The sequence below is a fragment of the Enterococcus phoeniculicola ATCC BAA-412 genome (assembly GCF_000407505.1).
Lineage (GTDB): Bacteria > Bacillota > Bacilli > Lactobacillales > Enterococcaceae > Enterococcus_K > Enterococcus_K phoeniculicola.
In genome coordinates, this window is record NZ_ASWE01000002.1 from 168,447 (window position 1) to 193,002 (window position 24,556).

Consider the following 24,556-nt stretch of genomic DNA (forward strand, 5'->3'; position numbering starts at 1 on the left):
AGGGAAAAATGATAAGTAAGGAGGAATACTATTTATATGACTATTCAATGGTTTTCTTACTGTATTCCTTTTGTATCCTTAACCTAGTATACAAAAAAAGTGTTATTAATTTCCTTAATAATTCTTATTTAACTGTCATTTTTTTAAAATCAACGTTATTCAAAAACCAGTAAGTTATTAACCGTTAGATTAATAACTTACTGGTTCTTTGTCAATGCTTATTAATGCTTTCCGCTAATTGTCCCATGAATTGTCCCACGTGAATAGTTATGTTACTGAAACTTCTTTTTTATATTCTCCTTGAAAATTATAGTAGACTAACTTTCAAAGAATAAACAAAAATATGCCTGAAAACTCTGTTAAATCAGTGGTTTTCAGGCTTTATTTATAATTAAAGATGAAGAAATAGAATGATAAATAAGTATTATCTTGTACAATATTTTCGATAATGGGACGTTACTCCCATCCTAGTGAAAGAACGAAACCATTGTATGTGCTTATAGTCTTCTGTTGGTATTGTTGTAGGGTTTCAATCGTATTAGCAACAATTGAATTTCTTTCAGACTCTTCAACATTTGAAAAAATATTCTTAAGAAAGTTTCCTTGATACTTGGAGTGATCAAAATTTAAAGAAATTGTGGCAAATTTAGTAATGTATAAATTGGTCGTTTTATTCTATATGTTTTTGGTTTATTTCTTTAAAGGAATAATCAAATATTAATTAAGGTGTACTTTATATATAAATACGATAGTTTTAATTTATCTTTTTTGTTATAATTAGATAGTTAAATAATAAATATATAAGCGAAAAGGTGGGTAAGGTATGGGAATACTGAGTGATCTTACTGGAGCAACTCAAAAAGCAACCGCATTAAAGAATGCAACCGATCGATTAATCCAACAAACGACTATAACTAATGATACGCAAACGACAGTAGCAGGGAATAGTAATGAGCAAGAAGCCGTTACTACAGCTCAAGAAACAGCAATTAAAATCGCACAAGCGGTAGTGATTGCTTCTAATAATTTACAAAGCGTAGCAGAAGATTTCCAAGCATTGGATGTAAATGTTGCAAATACAATGTTTCAGCCAATAGGTGGTGTTTTAGGAAAATGAGGCGTTTAGAAGAGATCCAAACAGAAGAGAGGCAATTATATTCAAAGGAAGAAGCACTAGATAGTGAAGCAAATCAAGTAAGACGTATTAAGGAAACCTATGACCAACATTTATATGAAGCAAAGCATTTTTTTGATGCTATCTGTTATCAATTCCATAAAAATGAACAAGGAAATGTGTATCGCGCACTCTTTGATGAATTTTCACAAAAATCAAGGCAAGTAATGAACGAATTAGAAAAGGACGAAGAAGAGCTACGTAGACAAAAAAGGAAGCTATCTAATCAATTAGAAGATATCGGCTATGAAAAAAGAAAACTATTAGCAGAGGAGGAAAATAAAACATGAGTGTTGATATGTATGTTTCGTCCTCCACTACTCAAGCAACAAGTGTAACTACGATGTGCAAATCACAAATAGAAGGGTATAATGAGTTACAAAAGGCAATTACAAATTTTGTAATTGCCAGTCCATTTTTAAGTGGTCAAGCGTATGATTCAGCGAAAGCCTATTTCCAATCGGTTCTCTCTCCACTAGCTCAAGGTGGTATCCTCCTGTCAGAAGCAGTAGAAAGGGCAGTGAAGAAATTCCCGGAAGAATACATGGCTCAAGTGGATAGTGGAGACTTAAAACAATCAGAATTGGAAGAAGCCATTAGGCAAACCGACAAATTGTTACAACAAGCAGAAGATATACGAAGAACATTAACCTCATCAAAAACGCCTGATAGCACAAAGTTATTCCAGTTAACTACGAATTTAATGTTGATTGGCCTGTACAGTACGACAAAGCAAAAATTAGAAGAGCAATTACGAAAACTGTTAGCATTTCATGCCAGTTCACCCGCCATTTTTTCTGAAATTTCAACGTTACAAAGTGCAGTCAATCAGGGATTAGCGCAAGCAACTACCGCATGGAATGGTGCAACAGGAACCTTTACAGTTCCAACAGATTTATCATGGAAGAACACAATTACTGATAATTGGAAATTACGAGAAGAGAAAGAACAAGAGAGATTAAAACAGAAAATTAAAAATCAAAATTTACCAACGACAAAAGCGGAAATTTTAAGAGATTATCACTGGTCAACAAATTCCAATATGTATGTTCATACTAAAACTGGTGTACCGTCACCAGAAGTAACGGCACTGTACAATAAACTAACAATGGAAGAACACGCTCCACAAAAAAATCCACAGTTAGAGTTTTTTAATGAAATGTTACGAACTGGAAAACATCCTATTACAGGTGAACAAATTAGTAAAGCGGAGAGAGTAAATGCTAAACTAATGATATACTCACTTGTATTACAACCCTTTGTAGGTGCCTGGGCAATTTCTAAAATACCTCAAAATCAACAAACATCTGTTAAGGGAAATAGTAATGTTAAAACAGATTTTAGTGCGGAAAATCCAGTATCTGGAAATGATTGGAATAATTATTTTGAAGATAAATATGGTGCTGGAAATGTTCAGTGGAAGAATCCCGTGAGTTCAATAAGTGAACTAATGGAGAATCCTAGCTCTTTAATTAACGTTAACCCTGCAGATGTTGCCGATTTTGTAAAAAGAGAAGGATGGATGGTAACGCCTTTGAAAAAAGGTGGAAGTGGAGGTATTCCCTATGAAGAAGGCGGAGGATTTAGTATGAATCCTCCCAAAGGAACTAGTGGAGGTTCAAGATATATTCAGTATCACCCTGGAAATGGTCACCATGGAGAAGTTCCTTATTATAAGATATCACAACCGAATAAACCAACAGTTAGAATTTATATGGACGGAAGATATGAAATTGACTAGGGAGGAAATATTTAATGAACAATTATAATAATGTGGACGATTTAATAGCTATTCATGATTTACTTATTAAAAATTTGCAGATTTTTTCTAGTAGTTTTAAAATTCAAAAGGAGAAATATAAACATGCCGTTTTATCGGACGAATTAGCTTCTGATTTTTCCGATATTGATATTGAAAGAATGAAAATCTTATTTGAAAACGGCTGGATAACGGAAGAACAGTTAAATTTAGGGGAAAAAATAAACGCATTTTTGGAAGAAATGAATAAGGATAAGAGTTTATGGACGGATGAAGCTGTGAAAAAATCTTTGGAATGGGAAAAATGTAGAGAAATGGGATTAGAATTATTAGAATCTTTGGGATATTAAAAGAATTTTGGTTTGAATGGAGTAAAAATTCATAAAATAAAAAAGGCACTTTACCATGCGATTGGCATCGAATAGTAAAGCTTTGATAGTAAGGTATACACTCACTAATCAAGTTGCCAATAGCTAATAAAAAGCTATCTGTATTTATTGTACAAAAATTCAAGAGACTTTTCTAGTTTTTTTGAATGTTTATTAATTGTACAGTAATTCAGATAGAGAATGTGAAGGTATTGAAACGGTATTAGTGAGGAAACAACTACTGATACCGTTTTTTCGTATATCAAAAATTGAAGGAGTGAAGAAAATGATTCAAGCAGAAAATAAGCAAGTAATCAAAGAAATTAGTCACCAAGATATTTACAATTTATATGACAGTTGGGAACAACTGCAATCATGGCAAGAGGTGTTACCAGTTCTAGAAAAGTTCTTCGAAGACAAAAATAGACCAGTGAACAAACAACAAATTGCTAGAAAATACTATGCGTGTTCACAAGTTTTTACCGTCTTTTATACAGATTTTAGCCAAAGTATGAAAAAGATGGAGAAGCAACTACTAGAATTACGAAGTAAGAAAAAGGTTTAGAATGCTATTTTGCTAGATTCTGAGGGTGAAGAAAGAAGTTTTTAGAAGAGCAAATTCAACTGTTAAAGCAAACGATAGGCATGTTACGCTAAAAAGCTCGAGGAACCAGCCAAGGTGTTAGCTATTTCGTGAGTTCCTCGGGCACTGACAAACGGACATGCCTACTAATGAAAATCAATGGCGATGTAATCGACGGAGTGAACCATTTACTTTTATTAGAGTGCTGTTCAGATAATGTTTTCAGCTAAATCATTGGCTGAGACATCAAAACCTATAAGCAAAGAAATAGTTTATTGCAAAATAAGAAACGGTTAAAATAATAATAATTCCAATAGTCATTGCATTAATAGACTGTTGGAGTTTTTTGATAAAATAGCAAATTTGTTTATAAAGAAAGGTATACAATTTTGTTCAATTCTAATTCTAAATTGTATACAGAACAATCTATATTTTAATAATTAATTTTGTTAAACTACCGATGAGGAGTTTAATGTATTAATAATAGTATTTTATAGAACAAAGGAGGTTAGTCCAATGTTTGAATGAAAACGCTTTCTTTAGAGCGGAAATTTTTTAATTTTTCGAGTGTAGAAGTTAATTAGAGAGGTATATTCAAAGAAAGGATTGTTTGAAATGAGGCAAAGACAGTTAGTTATTAGATATTTAAGTATTTTTCTTATAGGCGGAGTCATGTTGTACTCTGTAAATCAAAAAGTAAAAGCCGATGCTATTCCTGAAAAACCATCATCATTTGTAGATGAGACTAAAGAACAATCAATAAAAAATAATCAACAAATAAAATCCGAAAAATTACTACCTAAACCTAAAATTAAAGCGATAGATGCTGTCAATGCAACAAATAAACAAGAACTGGTGGGGAAAATACTTAACTCAGTGAAAAATTTTGAAACTGTTAAAGGATGGTTAACGGTTCGGTATATGAATAATAAAGAACTAAATTACGACTCAATGTTTGAAATTCAAACAAACTCTGTTATTCGAGTGATTGAAGTAACCGATTTTGAAGCGACGGGAAGAGACATTCCTGCTACTATTGCATTAAATAATGGAAAGAGCACTATTTTTGGAGAGCAAGAATCAAAAACAAAGGAAATAAAGATTATGAATGAATATCCATTAGACCAAGGAATGACACAAGGAATGCGTCAAATGATTGATGGCCCATCACTGAGAATGGAGGATATGATTCAAATAAATGATAGAAACGAAAAAATGTATAAAGGACATCCAGTTCAATTTGGGAATACCTATTCTCAAAAGCTAATTTATTCAGATTTTTTAGCATTAGGACTTTTGGAAGATACTAATTTATGGAATATTACCAACTCGAATGACAACAATATGTTGATTGAAGGGACGTTGACAACAGAATATAGTAAAAAGATGAAGGCAGAAACTTTTTCATTATTAGTTGATAGTAGGACGGGAGTTTTATTGTCTGTAAAAGGATTTGATGACAAAAATGCAGCAGTTTTTGACTTTGAAATGAAGAAAATCGCATACGACATGACATTTAAAGAATCAAATTTTTCTCTTGAAAATATAGAGAATGTTTTTTCGTTGAAGGAAGGAGAATCCTAGATGAAAAAAATAATATTTACACTGTTTTTTTTATTATTAATGCTTTTACCTATGACTACTGCTAATGCAGCTGTAATGCAAGATATAATTGATAACGATTATAGTGGAACAAATGGGTATAGTAAAATTGATTCTGGTTATTGGAGCTATCATACAGATGGAGGATACTCAGGAGATTATCGACTCAATGCACAACAAGAAGAAATCGGAGATATATATAATTGGGTACTAACTAGCCCTCAAAATATAGGAACAACAAGTCAAGAGGTTTATGCTTGGTTAACAAATGCCTCTTTTTCAGCCGTAACTAGATATGAAAAAGGGGATGGAATTAATAAACGTGTTTGGTTTGATATTGATCAAAATATTGCACCAATTGGCTGGAATTATATTGGTGGTGGACCTTATGGTGCAATTTCAATTTATCATGTTTATGCTTGGAAGGTCAGTTATACTTATACAGCGACTGGAGCAGATGCCGTAAAGATTAATTGGCGCTATCCAGGTGGAGGTAAAGAAGAATAAACTATTAAATTTTTACAGGAAGACGTAATGTTTTTTCGTATGCAATAAGATTTTTTTCAAATTATTATAAACGATTATTAAAATGAGGAGGTAACAAGATGGCAGACGAGCTAGTTCTTAGGACACAAAAATGGTTGAATAAAACATATTTGAAAGTTTCTGGATATGAAAAAGTCCCAGAAGACGGACATACAGGCTGGGCAACTATTTATGGATTAATTGAAGGCTTGCAACATGAATTAGGTATTTCCCCAGTTGTCCCTAATTTTGGTGCTGGAACTAAGGCCGCTTATGAAACACAGATCACTGGTAAATGGGGGAGCGATTTATCACACAATGTTGTTTATTTAATTCAAGGAGCGTTCTGGTGCAAAGGAATTGATCCTGGTGGGTTCGATGGAATCTACTCAAAAATATTAGATTCGGCAGTGAAGAAGCTTAAGACATATGGTGGATTTACAAATCCAGATGGTATTTTAAGTGCTCTGTGGGCTAAAGCACTTTTTGATATGAGTGCTTTTACATTGTTATCTACTGGGAATGCTAGAGTCCAAGCCATGCAGCGATGGTTGAATGCAAACTATTATGACTACACGGGAATTATGCCATGTGACGGTATTTATCAAAGAGGGACAAATGAGGCTCTTATTTATTCATTACAGGCAGAGGAAGGATTATCTCCAGAAGAGGCAACTGGTACCTATGGAAATTTAACAACTCAACTGACTCCTACATTAGTAGAAGGGGAAAATGGTCAATTTGTTTCCATACTGAAATTTGGTTTATTGGTTAATGGTTTTTATGAAATTGATGATTTCGGACCACTATTTTCCAATTATGTAGGGAATAAGGTAAAGGAATTTCGGGAGTTCATGATATTAGCACCCTACAATGAAATAGCTGATGTTACGGTAATTAAAGGGCTACTATCTAGTGCGGGTCATACAGAAAGACCAGCAGATGGGGCTGATACCTCGACACAGTTAACATATACGCAAATACAGACTCTTTTATCAAATGGACTCAAATTTATTGGTAGATATTTAACAGGAACAGTGGGAACTGGTTCAGAAGAACGTGACAAATTTTTGACAAAAAATGAATGTGAGATGTTATTTGATGCTGGAATAAATATTTTTCCTATCTATCAAGATGGTGGCTCATATATTGAATACTTTAACCGTATATATGGTTATCAGGATGGTGAAAACGCAGGGAAAGCAGCAATAAAATTGGGAATACCTAGAAATGTAACAATTTATTTTGCTGTTGATTTAGATATTTTAGGAGATGACATCGAGGGAACAGTAATAGAGTATTTTACAGGGATCAGCCAAAGTTTACTGGAATATGGGTACACAATAGGTATCTATGGAACAAGAAATGTTTGTTCGAAAATAATAAATGCTGGGTTAGCTAAATATGCGTTTGTAGCCGACATGTCTACAGGTTTTAGTGGGAATTTAGGATTCCCAATGCCAAGGCAATGGACATTTGATCAATTTATTGAATTTGCAATAGGTTCTGGAGAAGGAACCGTTGGTATAGATAATGTAGCAGTTTCGTATAAAGATCAAGGTTTTACACACTTAGAAGATAATGAAAATGGGTCTGATTTATTTCTAACTTTTGTTGAAAAAGTTCAAGCTTTGGCTAAAGAGTATTTTCCTGTTGCTTCCGAATTGGGACGAGGAAAACAAGTTGCAGATTATTTTAGAAATGTAGTATATGGTAATCCAATATGGGAAGTTATAGCTGGACCTATTGACTGGAAATTTATTGAGTTTGTTGATGATAAAATTCCAAAAGATGATAGGATATATACGTATATAGATCCTGTAACCCATATATCAATTGGAGCTGAACATTTTTTTGCGGCAATTTCAGGATACCTGTTTAGCGGCCTACCTGACCCAAATGAAGCAAATTTAGGCGATGGTTGTGGTTGGCTAGGTGACTTAGATACTCTATTAATTGATTATGTGGATAACAAAAATGATATAACATCTATTTATAACTTTGGATTTGATTGGATAGGGGGAGTTGGAGATGCAGGCGTAGGACATTTTAATCAAAATGATTTGATTGCAGATATAGATGCGTGGAATATTTCATATTTGTTAACTCATAACTCTGGAACGTTATCAGAATGGATTCACGAATATTTTCAAAATAAAGAGTTACAACGATATGCAACTTTTGTTACGACTCGATATGCAGCAGTAAAGGAGAATATATTAAGTTGCGCCCAAATTGCACTCATGAGTGATTCAATTGAACATCCTATATTATCAACTTTTAGAAAAGGATTATTAATATACTTTGGTGGGGTGGAGTATTTAGATGTAGACAAAGAATCTAAGGTAAAGTATGATTTGTGTGTGGCTTTCCAAGATAAACTATTTAAGCTTGCACAAGATGAAATAGATTCAAAGAAATTTAATTGACAGGTGGAATAAAGATGAATTTCCCTCAAAGCCGTATCAATGCAATCCAGTTCTCCATTATATTACTAGTAGCATTACTAATGCTTTACGGGATAATAAAAAAAAATAAAACGCTTGAAGTAATTTGGATTTTCGTCGTTATTTTTTGGATGACCCTATCGGTGAGACTTACAAATGATTCTTTTTGGAAAATCCCCCTTTTTTTGCTAGATATTTTGATAGTTCCTCCCTTTTTAGTAATATCAGGACTACAGGCTTTAATTCATGGCTTTCTTAAGAGAGATATATTAGAACTATGTATAGCTAGTTTACTTATTCCGTACTGCTTTATTACGATACGTTATCCGTTTCTACCTGTATATCCAGTCTTAGATTTAGTGTTACGAATAGGTATTTGTTTACTATCAGCGGTATCGATAGGTTACGAATGGAAGAGAAGACGATAAAGTTTCTTAAAGATGGAGCTGTGCCAGCATTTAAATTGGTCTTTATAAATATCGGAGACTGCAATAAACAGTTAGCATTTTGTAAAAAAACAATATAAAAAGAGCCCAACCATGATTTTGTACCAACTTCTAAAAGTTAGACCTGAAAATCTAATTTTTGGAAGTTTTTTTGCATGCCGAAAGACTGTTTTGAATTTAAGCTTTAAATTATTTATGACTACTCATTTCGTTACTATAAGGAGAATAACAGCTAACCACCATTTTAAATGATATTGAAGATCATCGTACCAGAGTGATATAGTTTTTGTAAATAATGATAACAAGAGTAAACTAATAAGAATTACAGCAGTCAAAGGTATAAAATTTAATACAATTCTGATTCAAAATTGTATATGGGACAGCCTATATTTTACTAATTAATTCTGCTAAACTTTCGATGAAGAGATAAGATGAAGAGTTAAATAATGGTTTCTTATAGAGGAAAGGAGGGGTATCCAATGTTTTTTGTAAGAGCTTAAAAAAGATTATTGTTATTGAAGAAAAGCAAATTTTCCGGTAAGTACAATATTTTTATAATAAAAAATTTAAAATTACTAATCAATCACTATGTTAAATGGAGAGGGTTTTTATGAAAAAAAAAAATATAGATATGCCAGTAATCTACGACAAATCTAATCAAAACGTACAGTTACTTGAAGTAATAGCTCAGCCTAAAGGAACTGAACCACCAACTAAACTTCACTGGGTTAATTTTGGTCATCCATACTTTTCAGATCCTTTTACAGGTTCTGGTACAAGATATAGCGGATATATTTTTGGATTAGATAATTCAGATAAATGTAAACTTGATTTTGAATTAGGAGGATTTATGATTTTTGTAACAGATAGGCCAGATCCGGGTGCTATTCTATATTCGGTAAATTTACCATTAGAAAATGCTCCATATCATGTTGAAACAGGAGGATATTTCTACTTTGCTGTAGATAATCCAAAAAAGGGACAAACCTATACAATCATAGTAGAATAGTGAGGTTTGAAGAGAAAAAAATAATGGTTTTAAAAGTGGGAAAAGAATAAACTTTAGAAGCCATTTCAAAAAGACTCGACTGTCATCCTAATAGATGAGCGAAAGAATTGTACTAATTATTGACTTACCAACGATATTAAAAACCTGGCTTTTCTTATAAAGAAGTCAGGTTTTTATTTCATTTAATAATCAATTAAATGTGTGGTTTGGTTTAAATACTAAAAATAATGAGTACAGGAAGAACTGTATGTGATTAAAGTTTTCTGTAGTTTGAATTTTATATTGAATAGCGAGATAATGTTAAGGAATAGATAAACTACACATAGCTAGTAAAGCAAAAGATTTTTGAAATCAAATAATATGGTATAATATTCCATATTAAATAGGTGAAAGGTGATGAGAAAGATGTCTGATTACAAATATTCAGTTAAAAACACTACTAAGATAGAACGTGAAAAATTACGTAATGTTGCATTAAGTTATTCAACTTTAGATGCTGCGGAACCGTCAAAAGATACCATGGAATTAGTTGATAAATATGTGGCGGGTAATATTGAAATTGCAGATGCGCTTGAAATTATTATTAACAAATATCGGACAGAAGGAGCACAGAATGTGTGACCCATACCTAATTCCAAATACAAGGGTTCTAAGAAATAAATTAGGCATAACTAATGAAGAGTTACTTGAAAAAGCAGAGGCAGATATTACGTATCTAAAACTGTTAGATATTGATGCTTGGTTCGAGAATGAGCCACTCAATTATGAAACAATTTTAGCGATTCACAGGTATCTATTTAGTGATTTGTATGAGTGGGCTGGGGAAACTAGAACAGTATCTATCTATAAAGAAGAACCAGTTTTAGGCGGTATTTCGTTGGAATATGGTGATATTTCTACTATTCAAGAACAAGCTTCTGAAATTATTGAAGAATTAAATCAAGTAAATTGGTCTGATATAAGTTCAGAGGATATGATTCCTTTGTTTTCAGATCTAGTTGCTCGTCTATGGTTAATCCACCCATTTAGAGAAGGGAATACTCGCACCATTATGCGATTTGCTGGTTTGTTTGCAAATGAAAAGGGCTTTCCACTTAATTCTAAACTTTTGCGGTCTCATGCTAGTTATGTAAGAAACTCATTGGTTCTATATTGCGTTGAGGAAGCTCCTGAGAAAGAATATTTTCTTAAAATTATGACAGAGGCAATAATTGATTTCTAATAATCAATTGAATATGAAGTGATAACAAGTTTAGATTTCTTATTAGTGTTCTAGTTGCAGGTTTTGTTTTCTTGAACTTTTAAAAGTAAATATATTGTTTATATAAAAAACAATATTCCGTAAAAAATGAAGGAGGAAATAATGCGTTTACTTTTTAGCAGAGTGGATTTAATACTATTACTATTAGAATACATTTGTATATCATTCGCAAATGGCCTTTTTTTATCACTTTTAAAAGATCCAAAATACTTGATTAGAGCTAGTGTCATCAGTATTATCTGTACATTTCTTTTTACTCAAATAAATGTCATGTCCTCAGTGTTTTTTTGGCTATTTTTAGCCCTGTATTCTATGCTAAATACGAAAAAAATCTACAGCTCTTTGTTTGGAGCTTCTTTGGCGGTTATTTTATATGTAGTTACTAATTACATTTTTGGTTATTTTTTATCTCTAGTAATACCTAAAGCTAATTTGTCACTTTTTCTAATTATACCTATCAATTTTATAATTTATTTAATTTGTACATGTACAATAGTCTATTTTTGGAATAAAATGAATTTAAGTTTGATTACCAATAGCTTACAATTGATATCTCTTTTATCAGTTGTTACAGTTATTGGTTATTTTTATATCATTATTTATGAGAAGCTTTTTGGAAAGGTCTCTTCTTTAGGTCACAGTAATCTTTTCTTTATCAGTTTTTATGGAATTGCCTTTTCTTTTATTTCTATATTTGCTGTCCACTTAATAAAAAAAGATAACGAGCAAAAACGAAAGCAAAAAGAACAACAATATTTAGAAGAGTATTTTACTAACTTAGAGCATGCCAATATTGAAATTCGAAGATTTAAACATGACTATCAAAATATTTTACTTTCAATGCAAGAATATTTTAATCAAAATGATATGGATGGACTGAGACGATTCTACGAAACGGACATACTTGCTACTCTAAAAATATTGGATCAAGGAACGCTAAATCTCTCCAAGGTAACTAATTTAGAAATTCCTGAAATAAAGAGTTTGATTGTTAGCAAAGTGCTTCAAGCTCAAGGTAAAAATATTGAAGTATTCATAGAAATCCCTGAAGTAATAGTTAAAATTGGAATGAATAAGATAGACTTGATTCGTTGCTTAGGGATAATTTTAGACAATGCAATTGAGGAAAATGAAGATACTAAGAATGGTTGGATTAAAATTGGATTCATTAAAGTAAAAGATATATTAAAAATAATTGTGGAAAATTCATGTTTGAATACTAAACCGCCACTTTATAAATTGAAAGAAGAAGGTTATTCAACTAAAGGAATCAATAGGGGAATAGGTTTGAAGATTCTTAATGATTTAATATCAAAGACAGATATGGCTACTCTTGAAACCAAAATTGAGGCTGATACATTTATTCAAATAATTAATATCAAAGGGGAGTTATGAATGAAAATTTTTATTTGTGAAGATGAACCAGTAATTTTAAATCTTTTGTCAACATCAATTTTTCAATATATTCTTTTTAAAGACATAGATATTAAAATAGGGCTAGCTACTCAATCTCCAGAAGAAATTATTGAAACCCTTCAAAACGAGGCACTTGGAGGAGATAATCTCTTTTTTCTGGATATTGATTTAAAAACTGAAATTGATGGAATCACTTTAGCAACAGAAATAAAAAAAATTGATTATAATGCGAAAATAGTTTTTATAACTTCACATGGAGAGTTAACCAGTTTAGTTTTTAAATATCAGATTGAAGCTATGGATTACATCATTAAGTCAACACCAGAAATAATTAATGAGCGTGTAAGAACGTGTATAGATCTTGCTTATAAACGCTTCGTTTATAATAAGAAAAGTAAAGAAGATAATCTCCTGCTAAAGATAAATGGAGTATTCACAAAAATTAGTTTAGAGAATGTAATGTTCATTGAATCCTCAAAACGAGCACACAAGTTGGTAATTCATCTAGTCAACAGCCAAGTTGAATTTTTTGGTACAATAAGAGAAATTGAAACAATGAAAAAATCTCTAGTTCGAGGTCACAATTCTATTCTTGTAAATATTAACAATATTGACCGTGTGGATGTACCAAAAAGGATGCTGTATTTTAAAAATGGAGAATATTGTTTTGCTTCAACTAGATATATGGTTGGAATAAAAAAAATATTGAGTATAAGGTAAGTTAGAAGAAGTATTTAAATTTAGTTCCCAAAAGAAGTCAGCATTGACTTCTTTTTTTGCAGTTAGGAAACAAATTTTAAGTTCTGGGAAAATCAAAACAAATAAAATTTTATCTATGTTACTCTCCTCTTAGGAGGAGAGTATGTTTGAAGAAAAATTAGCAGTGAAACTTACAAAGTGTTTGTTAAAGGATAGTCATTTGGATAACTATTTGCAAGCAAAAATTGAATATGGGATAGCAATATTAATTGTTAACTTATTTAAAGTTATAATAATAGTTGCGTCTGCGGAGATATTTTTCTCACTATCGAGCACTCTCTATTGTTACATACCATATTGTATTATACGCTCTAACAGTTTTGGATATCATGCTAAAACTAGTTTAGTATGCTCTGTACAAAGTATTTTAGCATTTTCAATTGTTCCTTTTATCATAAAAACAGGGGAGTATAGTGTTGGTAAATTAGTACAGGTGGTAGTTATCATTCCTTTAGTTTATTTACTTTCAAAAACTGCTCCATCGTTAAAAAAAAATAGAAGTATAAGTAGTAAAAAGAAAAAAATATTAAAAAATAAAAGCATCTTCACTACAACAGCTTTGTTTTCTTTATCATTAACTTTTTCATCAATAAATTCGACAATTACTTTTTTTGGAATTGTATTAGTCATTATATTAACTATACCAAATAAGTTTTGAGGAGGTGGGGGAACATGAGTAAGAGACAGTTATCTCAACATGGAGATTCATTTATTTATTCATTATTAACGACAATTGCAATAGTTCTGAGTAGTGGTAATTATGATTGCTTTCTAGGATTTTATGAGCCAAAAAAACCTGAGATACTTGGCAAAATGAATGAAGAAATCGAACTTCCTAATGAACGAAGGAAGTAATAAAAAATTAAAAACTTTATTGCAGGGAGTGATTAGATGAATGTAAATGATTATAGCTTAGACAACCCTCTTTTCTTTACTTCCAAGAATGAAATGTACGATTTTTCAAAAAGATTTTCTTTACCTTTACCTGACGGATGGTATGAATCTGAAAATGAGGAATGGATAAATTTATATCCTTTGACTTCGATGATTCAACGTCAAGGTTGGAAAGTACATGTTAGTGCTGAATATAAGACTGCAAATGAAATTTTAGATATAGTTTCAACGCTTTGCTTTAGTCAAAATGTAGTTTTTAAACATCTATCTACAATGAAAGTGTTTAGAAACAGAAATGGAAAACTAATGGATAGAGGTTTTTCAGGAAAATTTATTACTTGTTATCCAGATGAAGATAAGTTAGAAGAATTTCTTAATTTAATGGAAAAACATTTAGATGGATTTAATGGTCCATATATTTTGAGTGATAGAAGGTGGAAGAAGGCACCTATCTATTTGAGGTATGGAGTATTCAGAGAAACTGTTTTAGGGGAATTAGAAGCTGGAATAGGAGAGTTAACTATTGCTGGCAAGCAGGTAACAGATGAAAGGTTACCCAAATTTATAGTACCAGAAGGAATAGAAATCCCAAGGTTTATAAAAGAGTGGATAAACAGTTCCGATGATGTTGTTCAAGAGAATATGCCCTTTACTATAAAAGCAGCAATTCGCTATTCAAATAGTGGTGGAATATACAAAGCTATTTTAAAAAAAAGTGGATTTAAAACTATTTTAAAAGAAGCAAGACCTTACACTGGTATTGATAACGAAGGAACCTATTCTTCAGAAAGATTAGTAACTGAAAAAAAAGCTTTAGAGCGTCTACAAACAGTGAAGGGGATACCTGAATGCTTGTGGCAAGGAAAAGTTTGGGAGCATACCTACATTGCAGTTGAACATATTGAAGGTATTCCTCTTAATCGTTGGGTAACAAATAATTTTCCAATATATGAAAATCAAGAAAAAAATTATTTGAAACGAGCATTACGAGTGATTAAGCAATTAGTTCTACTTGTAAATAATGTTCACAATTTAGGAGTTTATCATCAAGATATTCATTTAGGAAATATTATTATAGATGAACAAGATAATATTCATCTAATTGATTGGGAACAATCAGTTTTTACTAATTCGACAGAAGTGTATCATCAAATTGCTGCACAAGGATTCAGAGCATGGGGAGAAAACAAGCCTGAACAAATTGATTGGTATGGAGTTTCCCAGACCGCTCACTATCTATTTATGCCATTAATTGTACAATCGGATTTAGTATATGGTTATGGTCAGCAGACTAGAGAAGCTGGGATAATATTATTTAAACATTTAGAGTATAGTTACGAAGATATAAAAAAATATTTAAGTGAACTCGATTTTATTTATCAGAAAACTAAACAAGTAAAGGTGATTTCTAAAAATAAGTTATTGAGACCTTTTCTTGTTGATAAAGAATTATCAAAAGATATTTCTTTGATATCTTTAGGAAAACAACTTATTGCGGGAGTTATACCAGTAGTGAAAAATTGGAGAAATCTCAATCGTAGCTTTCCAGTGCATTATTATGGACTTTCAGAAAATGAAGGTGTTGCATATTCAGATTTGGGAATAATTTGGGCTTATAGTAAATTATTAAATGCTATCGGGGAAGAGGAGACTAGTGCATTTAATCATTCGAAAAGGAAAGCTATGCAAGAAGCAATCTTGTTTATTAAATTTGGAAAATCTAAAAAAAATGGATTGTTTGATGGAAAAGCAGGGACACTTTGGTTATTAAGTGAACTAGGAATGGAAGAAGAAAGTGCAGAAGTATTTAACCAAGAGTTTGAAACGATGATGGACCACACTACGAGTAATAAATTGTATGATGGCATATCCGGTATTCTATTAGTAGGATTGTACTTTTTAAGTAGGAATCTAGTTTCCGACAAACTAAAGCAAAATTTAATATTGAACCTTGAAAAATTTGCTAAATCATATAAAGCGAATCCATCTGCCCATATTCCTATTGGTGCTGGAAAAAAAGAATCTAATGATCCTTACGACCAAGAGTCAGGTTTATTGTATGGGCATGCTGGTTTAGGATGGTTTTTTGCAGAGGCAGCTAAGCTGACAAAAAATAAATTATATAGGGATTGCTTGGAATTAGCGATTGAAAGTGAACTTGTGGGCTATGTCCCTGATAAAATAAACTCAATCCAGTATTCTCAAGGTGGAAGATTACTTCCCTATTTTTCGATGGGAAGTGCAGGATTGGGAGTATTATTAGCAAATAATTCAGATATTATACCAAAGAAATATTTGAACAGATTAAATAATATTTATAATGCTTTGAATGCCAACTTTTGTATTTTTCCGGGACTATTTACAGGATATTCAGGCTTGAAATTTGGAGAATTTATAATAAATAAAGAACTTAAAATTTTTTCTAAAGATGATATTTTAAAATCTTATGCAAATGGATTAAGAAAGTATTTAATCCGATTCGGAAATGGTGTTTGCCTTGCAGGCGACAGTGGCGAGAGGATAACTATGGATATTGCGTCAGGATTTGGAGGTACAGCATTGGGGATAAGCTCTATTCTTGATGATGTTATATATATACTACCTCAAATACAAGTAGAGAGGAGGTGAATGGTTATGATTACGGTCTTAGAAATGCAAAACTTTGTTGCAGAAGAAGATGTATTGGATGATGTAGATGGAGCTCGTTTCAGTAGTTTGAGTGGTGGTTCATGTGGGAACCTAAGCTCAGTAAGTATTTGGGATTGCTAATATATTTCTATATGCTAGACAAAATACTTTGTCTAGCATATTTTAACTCATTTTACGAGGAGGAGAATGAGAGTGACATCTAATAGTTATGAAAATTCTTACTTCCATAATTTATTTGAAAGATCAGACGAGGAGTATTTATCTAAAAAAATTGAATTAAAACAAATTATTGAAAGCTTAAGTACTAAAACATCTTATATATTTAGAAAGAATAATTTTTGGTATATATTTGAAGAATGGATACTTCCGAATAAAGGTATTATTCGGAGATGGGATGTAAAAGACGAGAGTGATTGGATACCCAAAAAAGATTTCACAACAGAATTTAGAAAAGATAATAGTACAATAATTTTTGATGTTGGTAATTTACCAAAACAATTTGAAGGTTATGAAATAAATAGAGTATCTATTTCTTCAATGGATTCGTATTTAGCAATAACAGTTTCCAAAGATGGGTACTTCGATATTGCAATAAGTGAACTTGAAAGTATAAGTCAACAAACAAAATGGATTAGAAATATAAGTCTTGAAGCATCATTTGATTTTGTTGATGAAGGTATAGTATTTGTTAGAACTGACCATTTAGGGCGTCCCAGCAAAGTTTATTATGAATCTTTTATTGATCCTGAATCTATTCTTATTTATGAAGAAGTAGAAGATATCTTTAGAATTAGAATACAGAAAGTAAATGAACCCTACTATACTTTGATTAAATCAGAAAGTTATAGTCGTTCAGAAGTATATGTATATTCTACTAAGCAAAAATTAGATTTAATAGAAATTTGGAGCAAAAGTAAAAGTAAGCCCGTATCAATAAATATTTTAACAGTTCAAGGTAAAAAATATGCAGGAATAGTAATAAAGGATAAAAACAGAAAAGGTCGATGCCTATTAAGAGAGATAGATGGAGTAAGAAAAGTAATTCCTCTATGTATAAATATTGATGAGACAATCTCTATACACAAAATATGGGAAATAAATGATGTTATTCTTGTAAAATACTTGAAGAAAGAACATATACAGATAGGGGTTTTACTCACAAAAAACATCAAAAATATAGAAGAAATATTTTTGATTAAAGAGTTACAAATAAATTCACATAGTAAATTATATCAAAATAATTTTTCGCCAAATCTATTATTCTTCATCGAATATAACAATATCTGTGATGAAACGATATTTGCTTATTCAATGTTAGACTTTAAAAAATCCATAGTTTTTCAGTCTAATATACTTACTAAGGATGAGAAAATTTGTTCTTCAATGGTGTGGGCTTCTTCTCGAGATAAGAATACGCAGATACCTATATCCCTTTATTGGAAATGTCTCAGTGATGACAATGACTTATATAAAAGAAAAGGGGTTGTTAATGTTTATGGTGCGTATGGTAAAAAGGAAAAAGGAATTAATCTTGATCCAATGGCTGTAGCTGTGATTGAGGCAGGATTTCTGTATTGCATTGCACATGTTCGAGGAGGAGGTTTTTTAGGTGGAAAGTGGTATAGAGCTGGAAAACAAGGAAAAAAATGGAATTCAATTTATGATTTAATTGATTGCTGTGATTTCTTGATTAACGAAAAAATATTAAATGAGGAACAGATAGGATTAATTTCTTCTAGTGCAGGAGGAATTGTTGCGGGAGCATCATTGAATGTAAGACCAAACTTATTTAAAGCAATGTTATTGTTTTCACCATTTATCAATCCTTTAGGTGCTTTAATGGATTTAGAAGACCCACTTTCTAAAACAGAAACTATAGAATGGGGAGATCCTATAAATAATCCAGAGGATAGAAAATATATTGAGTCTTATTCTCCATTGCAAAACGTTCAGAATGCTTTGGGTTCAAAGACATCAATAGTCTCCATTACAGGTCTTCAAGATATCTATGTATCAACAAAGGATATACTAAAATGGAGTAATAAATTGAATTACTATAAAGTTGATTCAAAGGTATATGTCAATTCTCAAGTGGGGCATGGTGGCATAGGTGCAGGTGACTTTGAGTTTATTTCGAAAATTCTATCTAATTTTTTATGTTCTATAGGGGAGAAAAAATATGACAACGAATAAAACTATTGTTTTATATGATGTAACAAAAGATATAGTACTTGGAAAGGAGCAGAAAACGCTAAAGATTCTTAAAGATGTTTCTTTGGAAGCCTATAAAGGAGAATTTTTAAGTATTGTTGGTCCTTCAGGCTCGGGAAAAACGAGCTTATTACATTGCATGTCTGGTTTGGCTAAACCAACTCAGGGAAGTGTTGAGATTTTAGGAAGCAATCCTTATCAACTAAGCTCTTCAAAGATATCAGAATTAAGAAGAACTAAAATAGGTTTTATTTTTCAATCCTATAATCTAGTTGCTGCATTACCAGCTTTCGAAAATATTGTTTTACCTTTGAGATTAGCAAAAAAGAAAGTCGACAAGAAAAAGGTTTATTCTCTATTAGAGCAATTAAATTTTAAAGCAAGTGCTAATAGTTATGTCGATTCACTTTCTGGTGGGGAGCAACAAAAGATTGCAATAGCAAGGGTATTGGTAAGTGACTGCCAAATTGTTTTTGCAGATGAACCAACAGGAGCATTAGACTCAGCCTCTGGGAAAATGGTATACGACTTACTTAAATATCTGACAGAACGAGGAGTTAGTGTGGTTATGGTTACTCATGATATTGAAATGGCTTCTGCAACAGATAGGGCATTAATTATGAGGGATGGACAGCTTGTAGATACAATAATTCAACCAAAAGATGCACAGTTATTTGAAGCATTGAATGGTAACAAAAGGAGGTAAAATATGGTTCGTCTAATTTGGTTACAATTTAAATTTTCTTGGAAAATATGGATGAGTACTTTGTTTGTTTTCTTTATTGCAAGTTTTGTAACAGGTGTTTGTTTGACAGGAATCATGTCTCTATATCTAAACAATAGTTCTTTAAAAAATAGTGATGAAATTTTACCCTTATTTTTAATGCCTGTGACTTTTGGCGGGCTTACTCTTTTATTAATAATAGGAGGAATTATTCGGCTGATTGTTGATTATTTTAAAGAAGAGTATATTCTTTGGTCAATTTTAGGAAGTAAGCCTACTCAAATTTCTTTTCTTGTAGGAGGACAACTAGCTTTAACAGGTTTTATTGGTGGAGTTTTAGGATATTTCTGTGCATTTCCATTTGCTCAATATGCTTATTTTTGGATTCAAGATATTGTAGGAAAAAAGATGTTACCAGATATTCAACTCGGTTTTTCTTTTTCGGCTTTTTTAATAACTATTTTATTAATTACCATGCTTGGTGGCTTAGGAGGAATTGTCCATTCGAGAAAAATTTTTATTCTTACCCAGAGCAATGTATTTATGCTCGACAAGCAAGAAATAAAAAAGCAATCTAGGTTCAAAAAGACAATGATCATTTTGTGCTCTTTTATTTTATTAGTATGTTTCTATTTTATTTTTAAAGGAGTTCCTAGTACAGGGAATATACCCAAAGGGGTTATGGAGATACAATTATGTTTTGCAGTAATGTTCTTTTTAATTATTTTATTGAATTTACTTTCTAGTCGTTTGTTCACTCAAATCGTAAAAATTTTGATGATTGTATTTCCAAAGAAAAAAGCAGCAACCTTAAATACAGCTTTTTGGTCTGTTCTATCTGATAACAATTATCTTAGTTCTATAGTGGCTCCTATGGTAACTGCTTCTGTTCTACTTTCAGGCTTCTCTACTATTATGATAAATTTTCTAAATCAGTTAGGGTCATTAAACGCTAATCAGCAAAATACAGAAAACTTACTCTCTTTGCTGCTATTTTTAGGTGCGCCACTGTTACTAATTGTATCTAATATTGTCGGAATTTCGATCATCTTTGGAAAGCAACAAGAAAATAGTATTAAACAATTGCGTGTGCTGGGCTTTTCGACTTGGACAGCTATTGTTGAAAAATTATTTGAGGTACTTATTTATTCGATTACTTTTCTAATTGTTTCGATAGGTTGTAATCTAGTTACGTCAATTTTAGTTATTAGAATTGCTCATTCAGTAATTCCCGATGGTTCAGTCTCGTGGAGTCCTGTTTTTTTATTGACGTTTTATTTATTTTGGGTAATGTTTGTTTTTATGGGAGTAGTTAAAATTATTCAAATCAAAAAATCTAGTAACGTATCTGATCTGGTTAGATAGTGAATAAGCTATGTATCTTCAATAGAAGGGGAGGGCAATGATGTGTCTGTTATTTAAGATAGTCAGCAAATGGCAATTGCTTTTTAATGGTCGTATCGCCATTTAATGGGGTAGTATTATCTCATATTGTTGTTTATACAAGCTCGTTTACTAAAAAGACTAGTTTAATAGAGGTCACTATCTTTGGTCTAGCAAGCTTGCTAGCTTGGAGTATTGTATATATAGCAAGATTTTTACTAAGTATAGTAATTGCCTCCTCAATCAGACAATTGAGTATCTCATTGAAACAGGCCTATTACTGGCATGAATTTATAAATGTTGGGTTTAAAAAAGATAGTGCTAAGGTCATATCAGCTTTATCAAATGATTGGAAACTTCTGGAAACAAATTATTTTCAATTAATCTTTTCAATTATCTCAAATACTATGCTATTTTTAGTATCATTGATTTATATGATGTATGTAAATTCTTTTATTTCAATTTTTTTTATTGCTTTTTCTTTTTTACCTATGATTATTCCCAAGTTAATGAAAGGTAAACTCGTAAAGTATGCCAAAGATTGGTCTATTGCAAATGAACAATATACTAAACAAATTCAGTATTTGAAGAAGTATACAAAATAGGGAAAAACAAGTTAGAATGCATGGAGCAAAAAAGTTATGAACTTTTTAAAATTCAATCTTTCGCTGAATTACTTTCGGTTTTATTATCTGGTATAAGTTTTCTTTTTCCTTTTTTAATAGGATATTATCTAATAATTTTTACAGATTCCTTATCAATTGGTGTTTTAATAGCTATATTTCTTGTAAATGATAGGGTTGTAGGACCATTAAGAGAAATTTCTACAAGTTTTAACAAAATAAATACTACTTCTGATTTACAAAAAAATACTTTCAATAAGTTGGGCTCAATACTAGTAAGATTTGGGATGATGGAAAAGAGGAGGAAAGATGTTTTCAGATATTAGATGAGATAAAGTTAGTCAATTTAAACCATAAATTAAGCCAAGAGACAGAATTATTTTTAGATATAAAATTACAAGAAAACTTTAAGGTAGTTATTTATGGAGATTCTGGAAGCGGAAAAACAACAATCTTAAATTTAATCCGAGGAGCCATACTGCCAGGTTCAGGTGAAATTATTGCAATTGATAAACAGGATAAATTAATGAAACTATTTAAAGCAGTTGCATATATTGAACAAACACCCTATATATTTGATACCAACGCTAGAGACAACTTCAAAATAAGAATTATTCTGAAAGAGAACTTACAAGTGTTTTAAAATCTGTTTCTTTGTATGATGAATTAGGTAAGGAAAAGGCATTAGAATTTAATGGGGAGTAATTTGTCTGGTGGTCAGCATCAAAGAATCGAGATAGCAAGAGCATTATTACGTAGGAAGTCGTTGTATTTAGTAGATGAAGCACCAGCAAATTTAGATACTAAGAATGCAGAGCAAATTAGAGAGATATTTTTTATTTTAGATGTTCCTTTTATTGAAGTTGCACATCATTTTAATTCAGAAAATGCTAAATATACTCATCAATTTGAATTATTAGACGGAAATTTAGTTTTAAGAACTGGTGAATGATGGGAGGCTATTAATTATCAATGTAAATTAATTACATGAAATATAAAAAAATAAGCCTTTCATGGGCTTTTTTTCGTTAAGATAAAATAAGCAGTACATGTATTGTGTAAATATGTAAATTAAAAGACCAATAACTTTATCAATAAGCGATTCCTCTTATTATTTTAAAATTTGAAATTAAATAGGATATTGAAACCTCGAATGAATACTAAGCATATTCTACCATATTCAATAAATAAGATTTGAAATCGTCATTTAGTAAAAAAATTTTTTGTACTACATAACAATTGATAAATTGAAAAAATGAGCGATTTTTTTCAAAATTTTTGAATTAAATAACGAATTAATAGTAATAATTATTCAACCAAAAAACCTGCAAACCATGATTATCATGGTTTGCAGATTTTTACTGTTTAAAGAGGGGAAACTAGGACAGTATCTATCTATAAAGAAGAACCTGTTTTAGGTGGTGTTTCGTTGGAATATGAAGCTATTTCTACTATTCAAGGACAACCTTCTGAAATTATTGAAAAATTAAATCAAGTAACTATAGCCCTATTATTCTGAGTTCTTCATTATGCTAATATGAAAAAAAGAAGGTTTAATAAATGAGTAAATTAATTGTGAAACAGTTTTTACAGCACTGGAAGATTTAGCTTGCAGTCTTACCACTTTTTATTGAAAATCTAAAAGATACTTAGCTTTTTATCATACTAATAGTTTGTATAGATCAATGAGTTTCACTTCACCTATAGTTTTATAAAAGGAATGAAGTAAGAAAAAAGTAAGAAATATATAAGGAATATATTATATTCAGATGTTAAAATTTATTTATCACAGAGGAGGTCGTCAAGCTTGTATATTCTCAGAGTACAGAACGTTAAAAAGAATTATCGAAGTACAGAGGTATTATCCAACATAAATATGAATATAAAAAAGGGAGACATTTATGGATTTTTGGGAGAGAATGGTGCTGGAAAAAGTACTCTTTTTAAAATTTTGCTAGATTTAATACCAGAAGATTCAGGAGTTCTTGAAAGGTTTGGTAATGAAGATAAGAAGAATATGGATTATTTTTTTAAACAGACAGGGTCAATTATCGAACACCCATACTTTTATGATACTTTATCCGGACGACATAATTTAAACATTCATGCTAAATATATGGGTTTCTATAGTAAAAATGAAAATACAAGCAGAATTGAAGAAGTTTTGGCTCAAGTTGGATTGGAATATATTGATGAACGAGCTGTAAAAACTTATTCACTAGGGATGAAACAACGACTTGCACTTGCACGTGCCTTGTTAACAAAGCCTCAATTTCTGATACTAGATGAACCATTTAATGGATTAGATCCAAAAGGTGTAGTAGAAATAAGAAATTTATTATTAAATTTAAATAAAGTTCATGGAACAACGATCCTTATATCAAGCCATATTTTATCAGAGATTGCTATTTTAGCAACTACGATTGGTGTGATTAAAAATGGGATTATTATTAAGGAAGTTCCTATGGATGTTGTAAGAAATGAGGAACAACAAAAGATTGAATTAGAAATAGATGATTCTTCAAAAGCAGCATACTTATTAGAAGAGGAATTAGGAATACATGGATTTAAAATTGTTTCAGATTATACAATTGAAATATACGATATTACGGTAGATAGAGGTCGTTTAACTAAGACGATGGTTTTAAACGGTGTAAATGTTAATAATATAGCTATTCAGTCTGGAACGCTGGAAGACTATTTTTTGAATCTGACATAAGGAG

General features: G+C 31.2%; 23 protein-coding genes and 1 pseudogene. All 24 read left to right on the forward strand.

Annotated features, from left to right (window positions below; translation table 11 throughout):
* Positions 1 to 823 precede the first annotated feature (823 nt).
* The 24 genes and pseudogenes from I589_RS07645 to I589_RS07760 all read left to right on the forward strand — a co-directional run bounded on the left by I589_RS07645 (position 824) and on the right by I589_RS07760 (position 24,552).
* Positions 824 to 1,117 carry a TIGR04197 family type VII secretion effector gene (locus I589_RS07645; RefSeq protein WP_010768687.1) on the forward strand — a complete coding sequence of 98 codons (294 nt, stop codon included), beginning with the start codon at positions 824 to 826 and terminating at the stop codon, positions 1,115 to 1,117.
* Positions 1,114 to 1,464 (forward strand): DUF3958 family protein, encoded by a 351-nt coding sequence (locus tag I589_RS07650; protein ID WP_010768686.1) that lies wholly within the window; start codon positions 1,114 to 1,116, stop codon positions 1,462 to 1,464. Before I589_RS07645 ends, I589_RS07650 begins: the two co-directional genes overlap by 4 nt.
* Positions 1,461 to 2,915 carry a T7SS effector LXG polymorphic toxin gene (locus tag I589_RS17795; RefSeq protein WP_010768685.1) on the forward strand — a complete coding sequence of 485 codons (1,455 nt, stop codon included), beginning with the start codon at positions 1,461 to 1,463 and terminating at the stop codon, positions 2,913 to 2,915. Before I589_RS07650 ends, I589_RS17795 begins: the two co-directional genes overlap by 4 nt.
* Before the next feature lie 14 nt (positions 2,916 to 2,929).
* Positions 2,930 to 3,283: a hypothetical protein gene (locus I589_RS07660; protein ID WP_010768684.1), complete on the forward strand. Its 354-nt coding sequence runs from the start codon at positions 2,930 to 2,932 to the stop codon at positions 3,281 to 3,283.
* 304 nt (positions 3,284 to 3,587) lie between these two features.
* A complete protein-coding gene (locus I589_RS07665; protein WP_010768683.1) occupies positions 3,588 to 3,866 on the forward strand; it encodes a hypothetical protein in 279 nt (92 codons plus the stop codon).
* A gap of 633 nt (positions 3,867 to 4,499) precedes the next feature.
* Positions 4,500 to 5,468: a hypothetical protein gene (locus I589_RS07670; RefSeq protein ID WP_010768682.1), complete on the forward strand. Its 969-nt coding sequence runs from the start codon at positions 4,500 to 4,502 to the stop codon at positions 5,466 to 5,468.
* A complete protein-coding gene (locus I589_RS07675; protein ID WP_010768681.1) occupies positions 5,469 to 5,993 on the forward strand; it encodes a hypothetical protein in 525 nt (174 codons plus the stop codon).
* Between the two features lie 98 nt (positions 5,994 to 6,091).
* Positions 6,092 to 8,440 carry a glycoside hydrolase domain-containing protein gene (locus tag I589_RS07680; RefSeq protein ID WP_010768680.1) on the forward strand — a complete coding sequence of 783 codons (2,349 nt, stop codon included), beginning with the start codon at positions 6,092 to 6,094 and terminating at the stop codon, positions 8,438 to 8,440.
* 1,074 nt (positions 8,441 to 9,514) lie between these two features.
* Positions 9,515 to 9,913, forward strand: a complete 399-nt coding sequence (locus tag I589_RS07690; protein ID WP_010768678.1) for a hypothetical protein — start codon at positions 9,515 to 9,517, stop codon at positions 9,911 to 9,913.
* A 405-nt stretch (positions 9,914 to 10,318) separates the two neighbouring features.
* Complete coding sequence (locus I589_RS07695; RefSeq protein WP_051100914.1) at positions 10,319 to 10,534, forward strand: hypothetical protein; 216 nt, start codon at positions 10,319 to 10,321, stop codon at positions 10,532 to 10,534.
* Positions 10,527 to 11,135 (forward strand): Fic/DOC family protein, encoded by a 609-nt coding sequence (locus I589_RS07700; RefSeq protein WP_010768676.1) that lies wholly within the window; start codon positions 10,527 to 10,529, stop codon positions 11,133 to 11,135. Before I589_RS07695 ends, I589_RS07700 begins: the two co-directional genes overlap by 8 nt.
* A 141-nt stretch (positions 11,136 to 11,276) precedes the next feature.
* Positions 11,277 to 12,569: a sensor histidine kinase gene (locus tag I589_RS07705; RefSeq protein WP_010768675.1), complete on the forward strand. Its 1,293-nt coding sequence runs from the start codon at positions 11,277 to 11,279 to the stop codon at positions 12,567 to 12,569.
* Positions 12,570 to 13,310, forward strand: coding sequence for a LytR/AlgR family response regulator transcription factor (locus I589_RS07710; RefSeq protein WP_010768674.1), 741 nt, complete (start codon positions 12,570 to 12,572; stop codon positions 13,308 to 13,310).
* A gap of 142 nt (positions 13,311 to 13,452) precedes the next feature.
* Positions 13,453 to 14,007, forward strand: a complete 555-nt coding sequence (locus tag I589_RS07715; protein ID WP_010768673.1) for an accessory gene regulator B family protein — start codon at positions 13,453 to 13,455, stop codon at positions 14,005 to 14,007.
* A gap of 14 nt (positions 14,008 to 14,021) precedes the next feature.
* Positions 14,022 to 14,204: a cyclic lactone autoinducer peptide gene (locus I589_RS07720; protein ID WP_010768672.1), complete on the forward strand. Its 183-nt coding sequence runs from the start codon at positions 14,022 to 14,024 to the stop codon at positions 14,202 to 14,204.
* A 36-nt stretch (positions 14,205 to 14,240) separates the two neighbouring features.
* Positions 14,241 to 16,871, forward strand: coding sequence for a class III lanthionine synthetase LanKC (lanKC, locus tag I589_RS18415; protein WP_010768671.1), 2,631 nt, complete (start codon positions 14,241 to 14,243; stop codon positions 16,869 to 16,871).
* Between the two features lie 6 nt (positions 16,872 to 16,877).
* Entirely contained in the window at positions 16,878 to 17,012 is a 135-nt protein-coding gene (locus tag I589_RS18335) for a hypothetical protein (RefSeq protein WP_010768670.1), read from the forward strand.
* Between the two features lie 72 nt (positions 17,013 to 17,084).
* Positions 17,085 to 19,085, forward strand: coding sequence for a prolyl oligopeptidase family serine peptidase (locus I589_RS07730; protein ID WP_034684878.1), 2,001 nt, complete (start codon positions 17,085 to 17,087; stop codon positions 19,083 to 19,085).
* Positions 19,072 to 19,809 carry an ABC transporter ATP-binding protein gene (locus I589_RS07735; RefSeq protein WP_010768668.1) on the forward strand — a complete coding sequence of 246 codons (738 nt, stop codon included), beginning with the start codon at positions 19,072 to 19,074 and terminating at the stop codon, positions 19,807 to 19,809. Before I589_RS07730 ends, I589_RS07735 begins: the two co-directional genes overlap by 14 nt.
* A gap of 3 nt (positions 19,810 to 19,812) precedes the next feature.
* The gene (locus I589_RS07740; protein ID WP_010768667.1) at positions 19,813 to 21,192 is read left to right on the forward strand and encodes an ABC transporter permease family protein; all 1,380 of its coding nucleotides are present in this window, start codon (positions 19,813 to 19,815) and stop codon (positions 21,190 to 21,192) included.
* A 281-nt stretch (positions 21,193 to 21,473) separates the two neighbouring features.
* Complete coding sequence (locus tag I589_RS07745; protein ID WP_034684881.1) at positions 21,474 to 21,815, forward strand: ABC transporter ATP-binding protein; 342 nt, start codon at positions 21,474 to 21,476, stop codon at positions 21,813 to 21,815.
* A gap of 20 nt (positions 21,816 to 21,835) precedes the next feature.
* A complete protein-coding gene (locus I589_RS07750; RefSeq protein WP_034684883.1) occupies positions 21,836 to 22,159 on the forward strand; it encodes a hypothetical protein in 324 nt (107 codons plus the stop codon).
* 62 nt (positions 22,160 to 22,221) lie between these two features.
* Positions 22,222 to 22,785: pseudogene (locus I589_RS18595) on the forward strand (ATP-binding cassette domain-containing protein).
* Positions 22,786 to 23,640: 855 nt separating this feature from the next.
* Complete coding sequence (locus I589_RS07760) at positions 23,641 to 24,552, forward strand: ATP-binding cassette domain-containing protein (protein ID WP_010768663.1); 912 nt, start codon at positions 23,641 to 23,643, stop codon at positions 24,550 to 24,552.
* Positions 24,553 to 24,556 lie beyond the last annotated feature (4 nt).